This window comes from Nocardia sp. Marseille-Q1738 (assembly GCF_965283145.1).
In genome coordinates, this window is sequence record NZ_CBDIMS010000005.1 from 439,555 (window position 1) to 453,672 (window position 14,118).

19 protein-coding genes and 2 pseudogenes are annotated in these 14,118 nt (G+C 64.9%); 14 read left to right on the top strand and 7 right to left on the bottom strand.

Annotation, left to right across the window (positions count from 1 at the left end):
* Positions 1–103 precede the first annotated feature (103 nt).
* Both ACWPXK_RS21445 and ACWPXK_RS21450 read right to left on the bottom strand, forming a co-directional pair.
* Positions 104–226, bottom strand: a pseudogene (locus ACWPXK_RS21445) (DUF899 domain-containing protein); the annotation flags it as partial.
* A 58-nt stretch (positions 227–284) separates the two neighbouring features.
* Positions 285–1,751, bottom strand: coding sequence for an RNA-guided endonuclease InsQ/TnpB family protein (locus ACWPXK_RS21450; RefSeq protein WP_454197943.1), 1,467 nt, complete (start codon positions 1,749–1,751; stop codon positions 285–287).
* On the opposite strand from ACWPXK_RS21450, the pseudogene ACWPXK_RS21455 reads away from it, so the two are divergent.
* Both ACWPXK_RS21455 and ACWPXK_RS21460 read left to right on the top strand, forming a co-directional pair.
* Positions 1,750–2,055: pseudogene (locus ACWPXK_RS21455) on the top strand (sigma factor-like helix-turn-helix DNA-binding protein); the annotation flags it as partial. The gene ACWPXK_RS21450 and the pseudogene ACWPXK_RS21455 overlap by 2 nt on opposite strands.
* A 39-nt stretch (positions 2,056–2,094) precedes the next feature.
* Positions 2,095–2,502, top strand: a complete 408-nt coding sequence (locus tag ACWPXK_RS21460; protein ID WP_454197995.1) for a nuclear transport factor 2 family protein — start codon at positions 2,095–2,097, stop codon at positions 2,500–2,502.
* A 38-nt stretch (positions 2,503–2,540) separates the two neighbouring features.
* Here the strand turns inward: ACWPXK_RS21460 and ACWPXK_RS21465 are convergent, their stop codons facing one another.
* Positions 2,541–2,948, bottom strand: coding sequence for a RidA family protein (locus tag ACWPXK_RS21465; protein ID WP_454197944.1), 408 nt, complete (start codon positions 2,946–2,948; stop codon positions 2,541–2,543).
* Positions 2,949–3,057: 109 nt separating this feature from the next.
* Between ACWPXK_RS21465 and ACWPXK_RS21470 the strand changes: the two genes are divergently transcribed.
* The 3 genes from ACWPXK_RS21470 to ACWPXK_RS21480 all read left to right on the top strand — a co-directional run bounded on the left by ACWPXK_RS21470 (position 3,058) and on the right by ACWPXK_RS21480 (position 5,761).
* Positions 3,058–3,438, top strand: a complete 381-nt coding sequence (locus ACWPXK_RS21470) for a winged helix-turn-helix transcriptional regulator (protein WP_454197945.1) — start codon at positions 3,058–3,060, stop codon at positions 3,436–3,438.
* 269 nt (positions 3,439–3,707) lie between these two features.
* Entirely contained in the window at positions 3,708–4,328 is a 621-nt protein-coding gene (locus ACWPXK_RS21475) for a TetR/AcrR family transcriptional regulator (RefSeq protein WP_454197946.1), read from the top strand.
* Positions 4,325–5,761 carry a hypothetical protein gene (locus tag ACWPXK_RS21480; protein ID WP_454197947.1) on the top strand — a complete coding sequence of 479 codons (1,437 nt, stop codon included), beginning with the start codon at positions 4,325–4,327 and terminating at the stop codon, positions 5,759–5,761. Before ACWPXK_RS21475 ends, ACWPXK_RS21480 begins: the two co-directional genes overlap by 4 nt.
* A 7-nt stretch (positions 5,762–5,768) precedes the next feature.
* Here the strand turns inward: ACWPXK_RS21480 and ACWPXK_RS21485 are convergent, their stop codons facing one another.
* Complete coding sequence (locus ACWPXK_RS21485; protein ID WP_454197948.1) at positions 5,769–6,074, bottom strand: MTH1187 family thiamine-binding protein; 306 nt, start codon at positions 6,072–6,074, stop codon at positions 5,769–5,771.
* A 157-nt stretch (positions 6,075–6,231) separates the two neighbouring features.
* Complete coding sequence (locus ACWPXK_RS21490) at positions 6,232–7,425, bottom strand: helix-turn-helix domain-containing protein (protein ID WP_454197949.1); 1,194 nt, start codon at positions 7,423–7,425, stop codon at positions 6,232–6,234.
* 194 nt (positions 7,426–7,619) lie between these two features.
* Here ACWPXK_RS21490 and ACWPXK_RS21495 point away from each other — a divergent pair, with 194 nt between their 5' ends.
* The 6 genes from ACWPXK_RS21495 to ACWPXK_RS21520 all read left to right on the top strand — a co-directional run bounded on the left by ACWPXK_RS21495 (position 7,620) and on the right by ACWPXK_RS21520 (position 10,628).
* Entirely contained in the window at positions 7,620–8,111 is a 492-nt protein-coding gene (locus ACWPXK_RS21495) for a DNA-directed RNA polymerase subunit beta (protein WP_454197950.1), read from the top strand.
* 73 nt (positions 8,112–8,184) lie between these two features.
* Positions 8,185–8,442, top strand: a complete 258-nt coding sequence (locus ACWPXK_RS21500; protein WP_454197951.1) for a hypothetical protein — start codon at positions 8,185–8,187, stop codon at positions 8,440–8,442.
* On the top strand, positions 8,439–8,744 hold the full coding sequence (locus ACWPXK_RS21505; protein WP_454197952.1) for a hypothetical protein: 306 nt from the start codon (positions 8,439–8,441) through the stop codon (positions 8,742–8,744). Before ACWPXK_RS21500 ends, ACWPXK_RS21505 begins: the two co-directional genes overlap by 4 nt.
* Positions 8,745–9,014: 270 nt before the next feature.
* Positions 9,015–9,194: a hypothetical protein gene (locus ACWPXK_RS21510; RefSeq protein ID WP_454197953.1), complete on the top strand. Its 180-nt coding sequence runs from the start codon at positions 9,015–9,017 to the stop codon at positions 9,192–9,194.
* Between the two features lie 56 nt (positions 9,195–9,250).
* The gene (locus tag ACWPXK_RS21515; protein ID WP_454197954.1) at positions 9,251–9,760 is read left to right on the top strand and encodes a hypothetical protein; all 510 of its coding nucleotides are present in this window, start codon (positions 9,251–9,253) and stop codon (positions 9,758–9,760) included.
* Positions 9,761–9,788: 28 nt separating this feature from the next.
* Positions 9,789–10,628 (top strand): hypothetical protein, encoded by an 840-nt coding sequence (locus ACWPXK_RS21520; RefSeq protein WP_454197955.1) that lies wholly within the window; start codon positions 9,789–9,791, stop codon positions 10,626–10,628.
* 381 nt (positions 10,629–11,009) lie between these two features.
* Here ACWPXK_RS21520 and ACWPXK_RS21525 read toward each other — a convergent pair whose 3' ends face one another.
* The gene (locus ACWPXK_RS21525; RefSeq protein WP_454197956.1) at positions 11,010–11,684 is read right to left on the bottom strand and encodes a PaaI family thioesterase; all 675 of its coding nucleotides are present in this window, start codon (positions 11,682–11,684) and stop codon (positions 11,010–11,012) included.
* 265 nt (positions 11,685–11,949) lie between these two features.
* On the opposite strand from ACWPXK_RS21525, the gene ACWPXK_RS21530 reads away from it, so the two are divergent.
* Positions 11,950–12,621: an HAD family hydrolase gene (locus ACWPXK_RS21530; protein ID WP_454197957.1), complete on the top strand. Its 672-nt coding sequence runs from the start codon at positions 11,950–11,952 to the stop codon at positions 12,619–12,621.
* On the opposite strand, the gene ACWPXK_RS21535 is transcribed toward ACWPXK_RS21530, so the two are convergent.
* A complete protein-coding gene (locus tag ACWPXK_RS21535; protein ID WP_454197958.1) occupies positions 12,622–13,215 on the bottom strand; it encodes a TetR/AcrR family transcriptional regulator in 594 nt (197 codons plus the stop codon). It abuts the gene before it with no gap.
* A gap of 21 nt (positions 13,216–13,236) precedes the next feature.
* Here ACWPXK_RS21535 and ACWPXK_RS21540 point away from each other — a divergent pair, with 21 nt between their 5' ends.
* Both ACWPXK_RS21540 and ACWPXK_RS21545 read left to right on the top strand, forming a co-directional pair.
* Positions 13,237–13,605 (top strand): hypothetical protein, encoded by a 369-nt coding sequence (locus tag ACWPXK_RS21540; protein WP_454197959.1) that lies wholly within the window; start codon positions 13,237–13,239, stop codon positions 13,603–13,605.
* The gene (locus tag ACWPXK_RS21545) at positions 13,602–14,117 is read left to right on the top strand and encodes a hypothetical protein (protein WP_454197960.1); all 516 of its coding nucleotides are present in this window, start codon (positions 13,602–13,604) and stop codon (positions 14,115–14,117) included. The genes ACWPXK_RS21540 and ACWPXK_RS21545 overlap by 4 nt, the downstream gene beginning before the upstream one ends.
* The last annotated feature ends 1 nt before the right edge of the window (position 14,118 follow it).

Below are 14,118 nucleotides of genomic sequence, written 5' to 3' on the forward strand. Positions count from 1 at the left end.
ACGACCCGCACGACGTGGTACCCGGTCGTGACGGCGAAGACTCCGGAAAGAACCAACCGGAGCACGGTGGCGTCGACCATGTGGACGCGCGGCCCTTGGAGTCGGCTCGCGGCGGCCGTTGGTCGTTGGGGTTGTCCGGGTCAGGGTCGCCGAACCAAAGCGACGGCGTGTGCCGGCCGTATGCGTCGTGCCAGTCCCACCATTCGTAGGGCGGGGTCTGCGGGTACAGCGTGTCTCCCAGCCTGTGAGGTTGGTGGACACCGTCCTTCTCGGACGTCCTCGGCTCACACCGATACGGCGTGAGCGTTGGTTCCCGCGTCATTCGGGCGGGTTTCACCCACACGAGTGTGTGGGCCAGTGCCTTCCCGTCGGCGGACGTTGATGACCGGGGCTCGCGCTTCGGGCTCCCGGACCTGGGATACATGGTGTTTGTCGCCCCAGGTGGCGAGGTTTACCGCGGCATTGTGATCGCGGTCGAGTTCGTGTCCGTTTCCGCACCGGAAAACCCGGTCGGCGAGGGCCAGTTCACGGTTGCGGGTCCGGCAGCGTGAACAGATCTGGCTGGACGGATACCAGCGATCGGCGAGGACAACTGTGCCGCCGTGCCAGGACTGCTTGTAGCAGACCTGGCGGGCGAATTCCGCCCAACCAGCGTCGCTGATCGCCCGCGCCAGGTGCCGGTTGCGTAGCATTCCTGCGGTGTTGAGGTCTTCCAGGACGAGGCGGTCGTGGGTTTTGACCAGCTCGCTGGACCAAATGTGCAGGAAATGGTGGCGAATGTTGCGAACACGCGCGTGATGGCGACCCAGCCGGACGACTGCCTCTCGCCGGTTGTTGGAGCCCTTCGGTTTCCGTGACAACGCCCTTGCGAGACGACGTTGCTTGCGCATCCCGGCCACCAACGCTTTCGGTGGATCAGTGACTCGGGCGACCTCACGGCCGTCTGCGGTCGCGGCGACCAGGAACGCCGACAATCCTCGATCGATCCCTACCCAGCCATCGTGATCCCCATCCGTGCGGGGCGGGTGGCACAGATTCGGATGCAGCTCGGCGGCCTCCACATTCAGCGTGACCCACCACCGACCGGCCCGCTGGCCGAGGGTGGCGAACAGGATCTTCGCCCGACCGGTCGCCAGCATCCGCCGCAACCGGCGCGTGTCCTCATGCACCCGCACGGTCCCGATTCCCGGTAATGTCACCGACCGTGGACAGTCGTTGTCACCCACCCGGATCAACGGGCGACGACCCCCAGAATGCTTGTTGCGCAACCGGAACGATCCAGATGTCGCGGTCTTCTTCTTGAACCTAGGAAACCCGACCCGACTTCCCCTCCGGACGCCGCGACGTGAGTCCGCCCAGCCCGCCAGCGCCCGCCCACAATCGACTGCTGCTTCCTCGAACACCTGCTGGCACACCTGATCACGCCACACCAAACCGGTCACTACCACTGTGGCGGTGCCCTCGGTATCGATAGCGAAGACTCGCCCCGCGTCCTCGGACTTCTTCCAGCGGTTGAAATGGTTGATCAGATCGAACCCCGACCACGGCACTGACACTGCCGGATCGGCCTTGCGGGCATTCAACGCCGACTTCACTGCGGACAAGCACTCGTTGAACGCGAACCGCGCCGCCCCGGCATGCCGCGACAGCACCATCCGCTGCTCGACCGTCGGGTCGAAGCAGAAACGGAAAGACGTGTGCCGCACCACCCCGCCAGCATCCCACCGACCACCGACAACATATGCCCGCATGAACCTCACCGCGGCATTGGCCCTGGTGTCTCCCACTGGACTGGGTGCAGGCTCGGTCGGCTCCGATGCCGGTCTCGACCGGGACAGCCGATACCAACCTCTGGATGCAGCCACTGCCCGACGCGTTGACACGAGAAGCCGCACTTGTCGCCAGGGAAAGCATCCGGCTGGCCGTGGTGACTGCCATGCAGGAGCTGCCCGCGAGTCAACGATCCTGCGCGACGTCGCCCAGTTCAGCGCCGCCGAAGTCGCGGAACTGCTCGAAACCACCCCATCCGCGGTCAATAGCGCTCTGCAGCGGGCACGTGCCCATCTCGCCGACGTCGCCCCCACCGACGAAAACGTGACCGAACCGGAAGACGCCGAACGCCGCGAACTGCTCGACCGCTACTGCGCGGCATTCGAGAACGCCGACCTCGCGGCCCTCACCGAGCTACTGGCGACCGACGTCAGGCTGGAAATGCCGCCGGTGCCGCTGTGGTTCACCGGACGGGACGCTGTGACTCGGTTCCTCGCCAAGCGTGCCTTCGCCGAGCCCGGCGATCTCGTCCTGATCCCGACGGCCGCGAACGGACAACCCGCTGTCGCCGAATACCGTCGCGGCGCAGGCGGCGTCCTGGAAGCCCATTCGATACACGTCATCACCACCGGCGCCGACGGGGTCGCCGCCATCACCGTCTTTCTCGAACCAACGCTGTTCGCCGCTTTCGGCATGCCGCTGAACCATCCGGAGGAGCGCTCAGGCGAATGACTTATGGGCCGAGCGCCACCTCCGGCGAAGCGCATCGTTCAGTCGATGATCGCGGTCGCTTCGATCTCGACCAGATGCTCGGGAACGTCCAATGCCGCAACGCCCAGCAGCGTGCCCGGCGGGACCGGGGTGACCCCCAGCTTCGCGGCCGCCCGCGCTACCCCCTCCAGGAACAGGGGCATCTTGTCGGGGGCCCAGTCGACGACGTAGACGGTCAGTTTCGCCACGTCGCCGAAGGACCCACCCACCTCGGCCAGGGCCGTGCCGATGTTGAGGTAGCACTGCTCGACCTGAGCGGCGAGGTCACCTGCGCCGACCGTGACCCCATCGGCATCCCAGGCGACCTGCCCCGCGATGAAGACCAGCTTCGAGCCGGTCGCGATGGACACCTGCCGGTAGGCATCGACTTCCGGCAATCCGCGGGGGTTCACCAGGGTGATGGCCATGTTGCCTGCCTCCTTGTCATGAGAGCGTGCTCTCTTGTGGTTACTCGGGAACCGTAGGAGAGTGTTCGATGACATGGAAGAACGCACTTTTCAGTGACTGGGGAACCACATGGTGACCAAGCAGTTCAGCGGCTCGCCCAACGAAGCTGATCTGAGGCGCGCGGACTCTTTGGCGCGGGAGATCTTCTCCGACGTCGCCAACAAGTGGGCGCTGCTGATCATCGAGGCTCTGGGCGAACGCACCTTGCGCTTCGGCGAATTGCGGAACGAGATCGAGGGCATCAGCCACAAGATGCTCACCCAGAACCTGCGCATGCTCGAGCGCAACGGTCTGGTCGAGCGAACCGTGCACCCCACGGTGCCGCCGCGCGTCGAGTACACCCTCACCGAGCCGGGCCAAGCGCTCCGCGAGACAGTTCACCGAATGTGCGACTGGACCCACCACTACCTCGGCCACATCGAGGCCTCTCGCCTCCGCTTCGACCCGTGACGGGTGTGGTGCCGCAATCGGCCAGGCCGCGGTCGGCCCCCGTCCCTTCCTGCTCGTTCGACGTCTCGCCCTCCGTCGAAGGCGCGGTGAGGTCGAGCGGATCGAGAGGGCGATGTGCCCCGCTGTGCGGCTGACTGGCCGAATCGGGGCGATCCGGCCAGTCGCCGATGGGATGTCGTCTCGAGGGTTGGTCCAGAGGCTCCTGCACATATAGCTACTAACCTGTAGCTACTGTTGACTAGCTACGATTAAGTAGCTATATTTCCCGTGTGGACGCGACGAACCCCCCGGCGAAAGGTCGCCGCACCAAGTTCGAATTACGCGCCGACTGCCATGCGGCCGTCATCGCGGAGGCGGCTGAGACCGGCGTCGGCCGGCTGGCGATGGAGGGTGTCGCACGCCGGGCGGGTGTCGCCAAGACCTCGCTCTATCGGCACTGGTCGACGGTCGAGGATTTGCTGATCGAGGCGTTGGCGCAGGCGTATCCGGTGGAAGTGCCGTCCCCTGCGGGCGGCAATCTGCGCGGTGACCTGCTGCGGGCACTCGAGCAGTTGACGGAGTGGCTGTCCGGCCCGACCGGATCGGCGACGGCTGCGATATTGAGCGAGCGGCAGCGGCGACCGGACCTGGTCGAGTCGTTGTACCGCAACGTCTTCGACCTGCGCGGCGGACGGTTCACCAGGACGGTTCTCGATCACTACGCGGCGCTCGGTGAGATCGACGCCGGGTTGGTCACGCCGATCGTGAGCGATATCGGCGAGGCACTGGTGATCAAGCACCACATCGACACCGGGCAGTGGCCCGACGAGCGCATCAGGTCGGCCATCGTCGACGAAGCCCTCTTGCCCGCGCTCGGATTCCCACTTTCGACCAAGCGGAAGGCGAAATGACAAGCGCACCAGCGCGTTCGGTCCACGTGGACTGGGCCACGACCACCGGCACCTCATGCACCACGCTGACCACGCACCTGTGGACCGCACCCCCGCTGCGGCGCGGTTCACCGATCCACGACAAGGCATTCGACGCGTTGCGCGCGCTCGACGCCGACCTCGTTCGGTTCCTGCCGTGGTTCTCGCACCCGCGTATCGCTGTCGCCGAGCTGGCTGCGCCGACGGCGACCGAAACATACTGGGATTTCGACCTGCTCGATCCCCTGGTCGAGGACTTCATGGACGCCGCAGGGGGTCGGCCGGTCGTCGCAAACTTCGCGACCATCCCGGCCTGGATGTTCCGGACCGACGAACCGGTAGCCGTAGCGGAGGACCCTGATCAGATTCATTGGGACTACGAGCAGGGCACCGAATTCAGCGATCCGACTCTCGCCGAGGTCGCGGACTACTTCTACCGCGTCGCCAGCTGGTATATCGCGGGCGGGTTCACCGACGAACTGGGGCGCAGGCACGAGTCCGGCCATCACTATCGCTTCGCATACTGGGAAGTTCTGTGCGAGCCCGATCTCGGGCACCGGATCCCGCCGGAGCTCTACACGAGGCTCTACGACGCTGTTGTCGAGCGCCTCAGGCCATTGGACCCCGATATGAAGTTCGTCGGGCTGTCGCTGAGTCACATGCACCGCGACCCCGAATACTACTGGCATTTCCTGGATCCGGCCAACCATCGGTCCGGTGTCCCGGTCGACGCATTCTCGTACCACTTCTACGCGTCGCCGGAGATCGTCAACCCATTCGGCCCGGAGGGCAATGCGCCGTCCGCGCACTGGCGCGACATCTTCTTCGCGCGAGCCGACGGATTCCTCGAACAAGTGCGGTTCATCGATTCGATCCGGCGCAGGTTGGCCCCGGACATCAAAACGTTCATCAACGAGCTGGGTACCTACGCCCCCGATGTGATGAATCCCGCCCCCGAGATCCCGGACGAGTACTGGGCATTGAGCGCCGCAGTCCAGTCCTACCTGTGGGCCGAACTGGTCGCATTGGGGATCGATCTGGTCGGGATCGCCGAGTTCATGGACTACCCCGGCATGATCCCCGGCACCTCGCTCATCGACTGGGAAACCGGCGCACCGAACCCGCGATACCAGGCACTGGAACTACTGCTGCGCCACTTCGGCCCAGGAGACTCGCTCGCCGTCACCACCACCGGATTTCCCGACCCACGGATGCACGCCCAAGCCTTCGTCACCGGATCCGGTGAACGAAAGCTCGCACTGATCAACAAAACCGACGCGACGATCGCGGTCACCGTTGATTCCGGATCCGTCGTAGAGCAGATCGGCACCAAGGGTCTCCATACCGCGGTTATCACCGATCCTGTCGTGACACTCGACCCCTTCGCAACCGCGGTCGTCAGCTATCGACGATGACGTCGAGCTACGGCTGATGGGATCCCTTCAGGTGCCGCTCCACCGACTCGACCTTCGATGTGATCGCGTTTGCCGACCCGGGGCGCACATCGCCCTTGAGCACGATGCTGCAGCGTGGTGCTACTTCCATGACGGCGTCTATCGCTTGCTTGATGACCGCCATGACCTCATCCCATTCCCCTTCGATGGTAGTGAACAGGGCATTGGTCTCGTTCGGTAATCCACTGGCGCGTATTACGCGTACCGCTTCGGCCACTGCGGCACCGACACTTTCGCCCGTCCCTATCGGGGTTACGGAGAAGGCGATGATCACTATGACTCCTATGTTGCGTTGGTCATCGACTGCGCGGTCGTCAATATTTCCTTGATACCGAGCCGCAACTCGAGCTGACATACTCGTCGATTTTAACGAAACGACAACAGGCCGCGCGGTTACCCGGGCCTGTTTGTCTGTAGCAGTGACGGAATGGTTAGTAGGGAACCCTCACGAAGTCGGCCAGTTCTCGGACTTCTGCCGTCAACGTCCGTCGCTTCTCGATCATCCTTGCCAGGATGTCACGCGCAAACCGCTGCTTCACAAGCCATTCCGGCAGCTCTCGGCGAATCTGCTGAAGCACAGCCAACGCTTCGGCGTACTGCCGCATAGACGCGTGTGCTGCCGCGACGTCGAGGCGGTGACGTTGCCACGGCCACGGGAGCGGGTATTTCGTACCCTCCAGTTGTGCAGCAATCGCCAGTGTCACTTCTGGTTTATCGACGACCATCGCGTTCTCAGCCGCAAGCATTTGCACCGTGACCGGTCCAAATGCGTGCAGCAAACCATCCTTGGAGTCGTGCTCACCGTGACGGATCGCCATCCCCGCGACGCGCGCGAACGCCAGCGCGTCGTCAGCCTCACCGGGCCGGTTGTCACGTATCGCCGCCGTGGAGACGCGTTGCAGCATCAGTCCCCAACTGGCGAGATCTTCCCGCGAAGCCTTCGAAATCCGCCGCGGTTCGAGATCGTCCGCCCATTTGGTCGCTACCTCCCGCGCCTTGGCCAGATCGCCTTTTCTGATCCAGCGCCAGCAATCCGCATCCGCCAACGGCGCAGCCGTGCGGAGGTCCGGCGCATCATCCAGCGCCAAGGCGATAGCGTGATCAGCCGCCTCGAACTGCCAGGTTAGGCACATCTGCCATGCCACCATCTGGCGTATCCGCGACCGCAACCTACGTGCATCGGTTGTGCCCGAATCCGCCGCGGACACCAGATAATCCGCATCCCGCAGCATCGGCACAAGCTGTGGTGCAAGTTCAGCGAAGCGACCTCCGCGGAACAACGGCTTAGCTTCTGCGAACGTCGCACTGACACCTGCAATAGTAGGCGGCTCAGTGAACTGATCGACCGGGTAGATACCGGCCAAGGCTTGTCGAACTTCAGCCCACAGCTCGACATCTGTCGCTTCGGGATCGGCCGCATCCGGCTTGACGATCAAGGCGGACGTTTCAACTCGAAGGGCAGTCGCCAGCCGTCGCGCTGTCTCGGTTCTCGTCGATTCCTGTACTCGCTGCTCGAGCAGCCTGATCAGCTGAACCGACACACCGGATCGTTCTGACAGCTCGGTCTGAGTGAGCCCGCGCCGTTTGCGGATACTGCGCAGGCGGTCCCCTAGTTGTGCGCCCATACGCCAACGGTACGCGGGCACAAGCAACTCCGTGATACCTCGGAATTAGTAGTTTGCAGCATCGCTGCTCAGTACTGCCATTGTGGCTGCTAAGGCAAGCCCTGAGGCTGGATTTGGCCCCGCCGCCGGGTTGATATCGCGCCCGCATCGGCGCCGGGTGCCTACCACGTTGAATCAAGCACAGGGAGGGGCGTATGGATTCACCGGATCAGGTTGCGAACACCCCGTTGTCGGTGTGCCACTTCTATCGGCAGGTGTGTGGTCTGCCCGCAGAGGTCGAACCGGCGCATCTAGGCCGGATCGCGCTACGGACCGGCAGCGTCTGCGGTTTGGTGATGCCCGCCTTCGTCGGCTGGGAAGTCAAGGCGTGGATGCAGCGCCACGGCCACCGGGTGGGACCGGTCCTGACCCATCCACGCTCACAGCGTTGGACGTTCCTGACCGGCCCGGACTTGCCGAACGATATCGGCTTGTTCGCCGAGCTGTCCCGGCTGCACGTGTCCATCATCCGCAGCGGCGGCACCGTTGTTTTGCCTGGACCTGGCCAGCGACCGGGCTTGTTCCGTGCCTGGGTGCACCCACCGCGTGACGCGTTTCGGCCCTCCGGCTGCATCGTGGTCGGCGCGATCCGCGGATGCGTCCAGCGGCGCATGCAGAGGCGTCGGAGGGCGGTGGCCTATGCCTGAGCACACGACCAGCCCTGTTCCGCAGGGGTGCGGCCCGAAGTGTGAGCCGTGGATCAGCGTATTCCATTGCGGCATGGTGGCATTCAACGATGCGACCGGTGCTTTGTTGTGGGTGAAGTGCCCGTCGTTCCAGTGCTTCGGGCAGCGAGTGCCGATCATCAACGGACGTATGGCCTCCCACGACTCGCCGATGGACACGCCCTACGGCCAGAAATGCCCCTGGATCGGCATCCGGGTAGTCGATGACCGCGCCCCATACGGTTACCCCGCCGCAGGTCAGCCCTCGAATGACCCCCGCCTCGCCGCCCACCGGCCCCAGGCCCGCCAATGACCGACGAGGAGGACCGCGCCGCCGCCGAAATCGACGTCCTCACCGACGTGCTGACCACCGTCGTCTCGTGCACGGACGGTAAGGGCATGACCGGCGCCGCTCGTGTGCGTGTGTTCGCGCTGGTGATCTACGAACTGATCGCCAGCGCCCGAACCGTGCCCGCGCCGGACACCGGACGGCTGTACGCCGCGCCGATCCTCGATCCGATCCTCGACAGCGTGCCCGCCGCCGAGGAACTGACCGTGCTCGATCTACTCATACCGGTACTCGTCGCACAACACGACAACCCCGACCCCAGGTAGATACCCCCATCCCCAGACCGCCCCGGCGCGCAAGGCCCTTGCGCCCGGCGCTCATCCCCGGGGCACCAAGGAAGGCTGCGCACATGTGCGGGACCCGCTTCGGCATGCCCAACCGAACCCGCCCGCCTTCCCCACCCCTGGCCCCGCCATACCGAGCCGAGGAGACCCGTACCAGTGCTGGACCGCCACCACCGCACCGCCACACCGCCACGCGCCCCGACTCACCCAGTTCGGCCCGCGCGACGATCTCTGCATCCCGAGGAACCAGACGTGCATCTGGCGATCTCACTGCACGGCATACAGTTCGACTTCACCGCATGCCTCTCGGCCGCAATCGAGTTCGTTCACGAGCAGCAGACCCACCACTACGCCGACGCCGTCACCATCGACCTGCACGACACGCGCACATACCCGCGCCTGCCCAACGAGCGACTGTATGTGCAACCGTGACCTGAGACACTGACCTGCCCACACCCAGGTCTAAAGGGACAGTCGAGAGGAAAACCATGAGCGAACGGCCCTACACCGCAGCGGAACTCGAACGGATCGCAGCCGACCAGCAAGACCCGCGCTGGATGGAATGGTTGAGCCATATGTCCGAACGAATCGGCCAATTCCTTGATGTCACCGTGCCCGACATGCCGGAGAATCCATGGTCCGCCGCAGGATTGGATCATGCTGAAGCAGCCGCGCTTCGGATCTTCCCGACCATGGAATCGGTTGATCTGCTGGAAAACCGCGACATCGCCGACCAGTTCCATCGCTACCTCGGTGAGGTATTTCGCCGGAACTTCGAAGGCGAATGGCGCAACGTGCCGGACTACGACGATGACGACAACCCGAAGGGATTCGGCCCAGTCATCCGATTGCCCTACAACCCGGAATATTTGGCCGTCGTCCAGCTACTGACCGCCACCATGTTCCGGCGGACCGGAAACCAATGGAGTCGGATATTCGGCTACCAAGCCGAGGATTACGAGATATGGAAAGTCGGGAGAACCTCCCCGCAAGGGTGAGCACTCGCCCTGAGCAGGGGGAATCGTCGTGGACGACGAGCAGGAACGCTACAAGAAATATGTCATCCGCCAATGGTTCAAAGGAAAACGAGCACGCTCGATCGAAAACTGGCGGAAGGAAAGCAAGCGGAGGGGCAACGCGCGCGAATTCGGAAACCTGTTCCGCGATGGAATGACTCAGATTCTCGGCCGCACCGAGGACCGAGGCTGGAAAACAGAGGTATACCGAGCAACCGACCAAGGTCGACGCTATGACGACTCGGCACACAAAAAGCTCGCCCACTCTATGGAATTCAAAGCCGGGAAACTCGGCGCCGACGCCGTGCGGCAGCTCGAAAAAGACGAACACGGCCTCAAGACCGGTCGCACCATCGAATGGTACATCGCGCCTACATCCACGATCAGCCGAGAAGCGGCCGACAAAATCCAGGAACTGAAGACAAAGTACCCAGACCAGTTTCAGGTTATAGTCGTCTCTCGCGAGCAATTCGCGCAGGCGATCCAGATCGGCAAGGAGCTGGCAAAGGCCCGCGAGGCACAACAGCTCCAGATAGCCCGCGAGAACGAGATAGCCCGCAACCTCGAGGCGGGCAAGCAGCTCGAAGTCAAGAAGGCCGAGCTACGCAAGCAGGTCGAAGAACAAGCCCGCCAACTACAAGTAGCACGCGAACGCGGACGCGCTGTCGAGGTCGAACCACTGCGCGCGGCGCACGCGAAGATGCTCCAAGACCTCGAAAAGATACGCGAGGCCGAACGAGAGCAAGCCCGTGAAATGCTCCAGGCAGCCGGACACACCCCACAACAGATCAAGGCCATGGAAACGGTGCTCGAACAGGGCCGGGAGGACCAGCGGAAAGACGTGGTATAGGGCATCGAAGCGATCGCCGCCACGGTCGAACGCGAAGACCAGGCCCGCGCGGCCTCCCAGGCCGCCGAGCAAGCCCGCGCACAAGAGCGAGCCGCCCGTGAGGCAGCCGAGAAGGAACGCGCCGAATACCTCGCCCGCCTCCAACAGCAAGGCATCCCCGGCGAAGTCGTCAAAATCCTCGGACTAGGCCAAGCCGAAGCACCTTCTGCCGCCGTCCAGCGCGACCCGGACGGCCGAGCGCCACGAGTCCAACGCGGTGGCAGGCATGGACCCGAGCGAAGCCGCGGAATCAGCCGCGACCGCTGACAGGCATCACTGGCAACCGCATCATGCGGCGGCCTCTGTCTGGCGGCGCGCTTGTTCTCTTGAACCCTCCGCAGGTCAGGGTTGGCCGGGTTTGAGCACGACGAAAAGACCGTTGGCCTCCGCGCACAGGCGCTCGCCGTCGTGCAGGGTGGCGCGGACGTACACCTTGCGCCCTTCCTGGCGTTCGGCCCACGTGCGCACCTTCAGTTCGGTGTTCAGCGGGGTGATGGAGCGGTAGTCGACGGTGAGGGAGGCGGTTCTGGTTACCGCGCCCGCGTGGACGGCGGCGGCCATGCCGAGTAGGTCGTCGAAGGCGATGGCGATCTGGCCGCCGTGGGCGGCGCTGTTGCCGCCGAGGTGGAAGGTGCGGAAGGTGATGCGGGCGTCGACGCCGTGCTTGTCGACGTGGTCGATGAAGAAGGGTGGCAGCGTGATGTTGCCGCGGGCGGGCAGGTCGAAGCGGGTCCAGTTCGGGGTCGACCACTCGTCCACGAGGGCGTCGTCGAGCTTGTCGTTCAGCTGCTTGAGCAGGCCGATCGCCTCTACCGCCAAGTCGTCGGAGGGACTGGCCAGGCGGACACGGTCCATCAGGCCGCGGACCTGTTCGATGAACTGGCCGTAGTGGGGCCCGCCGCGGGAGATGTCGTCCTTGGCGGCCTCGTGGGCGGCGACGAGCTCGGTCATCGGGCGGAACCCGCCCTCGTGGTGCTCCTTGCTCGGCAGCGCGTCGCCGGTCTGCGGTTCGTTCATGAGAACACGTTATAGGTTGTGTGGTGAATGTTCGCTGGGTGGGTGCCGGGCCATCCAGTAGCGCGCTGTCGCCGCAGAACGGGCGCTGCCGGGGGCCGCCGGACTTGTCCATCTTCAGCGCGCGCCAGCCGAACGAAGGCGATGCGGCCGCCTAGGCTGGTGCGCTATCGGCTATCGCGTACCTCCCGGTGACGCGCGGTTCCGGCGGTCGAGTGCGGGACTCGACCTCGATCGACATCTTCGTCTGGTGAAAGGCTATGTGCCCATGGGTGTTACGGCGGTCGTCTTCGACATGGACGGCGTCCTGATCGACTCCGAGCCGGTGTGGGAGCGGGTGCGGCGCGCGTATGTCGCGGAAAAGGGCGGCCAGTGGCTGCCCGACGCCCAACGGCGGCTGATGGGGATGAGCACCGGTGAATGGTCGGAGTACCTCAGCGGTGAGCTCGGCGTCGGCGAGCCGCCGGAGACCGTCGCCCGTGAGGTTGTCGACCGGATGGCCGAGCGCTACGACGAGGGCGTCCCGCTGCTGCCGGGTGCGGTCGAGGCCGTGCAGCGGATCAGCGAACACTGGCCGCTCGGACTGGCCAGCTCGTCGCCCCGTGCCCTGATCGACAGTGTGCTCGCCCGCACCGGTCTGATCGAATTCTTCACCGTCACGTTCTCCACCGAGGAGGTCGATCGGGGCAAGCCCGCGCCGGACGTCTATCTGACGGTCGCGACGTTCCTGCGTCAGCGGCCCACCGACTGTGTCGCCGTGGAGGATTCGAGCAACGGGCTGCGCTCGGCTTACGCGGCGGGCATGCGCGTCATCGCGGCCCCGCGTCCGGAATACCCGCCCGCCTCCGATGCGCTGCGATTGGCCTCCGCGGTGATCTCCGATCTCGGTGAACTCACGCCCGCGCTGGTCGAGACGCCGAGGACCGGGGCGCCGGAGTAGTCAGCTTCGGTAGGAGGTCAGCAGGGTGCGGGCGGCGGCGGTCACGTCGTCTTCCAGCCATTCGGGCAGTGCCGGGGCGTGGGCGTGGCGACGCAGCGCCGCGTAAGGAAGGTCGACGATCGCGCGGGTGACCGCGTCGATTTCGCGCTCGCCGTCGCGGCCGAACAATGCGTGCGTGACGCGACGCAGATGCTCGATCAAGGGTGCGTTCATCTCGGCCAAGGTGGCGTGGAACTCCACGTCGGGGCCGCCGTCGAGCAGATCGCTCGGCCGCAGATTCAGCAGAAGCCTCGCGTCCTCGGGCAATTCGCGCCCGAACCGCAGGGCGGCCCGCGCCATCGCGACACCGGCCTCGACCGGGTCGGACTCGTCGGCCGCGGCGAGGGTGCGGTCCTGGAAACGCCGCAGCGCGCGCAACCATGCGGCGGTGAGCACGCCGTTGCGGTTGCCGAAGCGGTGATACAGCGTGCCCACCGGAGCGCCGCTGGCCTCGGCGATCGCCGACACGCTGGCCGCGCGGGGTCCGTCGGCGAGCACCAGGGTGCGTGCTGCGTCGAGGATCACGTCGGTGTCGTGCTTGCGGGGTGGTGCCATGTACTAGTACGTTCCTTCTATATGGAGCGGTTGTCCTATATAGATGAGCATGCCAGATCGGTCGACGCGAATCGGGATCGAGCGTGGAAAGCGGTGCTGAAAGTGGTCTGCAAAGATCCGCACGATCCGTCGTCGGTGGGCGGCGGATTCGCCCTGGAATCCGCCGAGGAGCCGCGTCGCTTGGCGCTGCGGGGCGAGCACTGGTTCTCGAAGTACCAGTTGATCTTCGAATTGGACGAGGAGGGTCCGAGCCGGACGCGTGTCCGCGCGCGGAGCTTCGCCGAATTCCCGGGACTGTCCGGCAAGGTCTATCGTGCCCTGGTCATCGGCACCGGCGGCCACCGCATGGCGGTGCGTGGGATGCTGCGTCGCATCGCGGCAGCGGCATGATCCCCGGGAGGGTGTGGGGCGCCACCGAGGCCGAGCGTGAGGCACCGCTACCGTGCGATGAACGGCAGCCCGGTGGATTTCAGGCCGACCGCGCGATCAGCATCGCGGCGCCGCCCGCGCTCGTTTTCGCCTGGCTGTGCCAGTTGCGCATCGCTCCCTACAGCTACGACCTGCTGGACAATTTCGGCAAGTCGAGCCCGCGCCGGCGCGATCCGGCACTCACCGAATTGGCAGTGGGACAGCGCTTCATGTCCCAGTTCGACCTGGACTCCTTCGTGCTCGGCCGGCACATCACGCTGATCACCGGCAGTATCTGTGTCACCTATGCGGTGCGTCCCGAAGGGACGGGGACCAGACTGGTGGTCCGGATCCGCTTCGGCGGACCCAAACCCGTCGCGGTGGCGCTGGCGCTCGGTGACGTCATCATGATGCGCAAACAGTTGCTGAACTTGAAGGAACTCGCCGAGGCCGAATACCGCTCCGGCTCGCCGGAGGACACGGCTCGGCACTAGG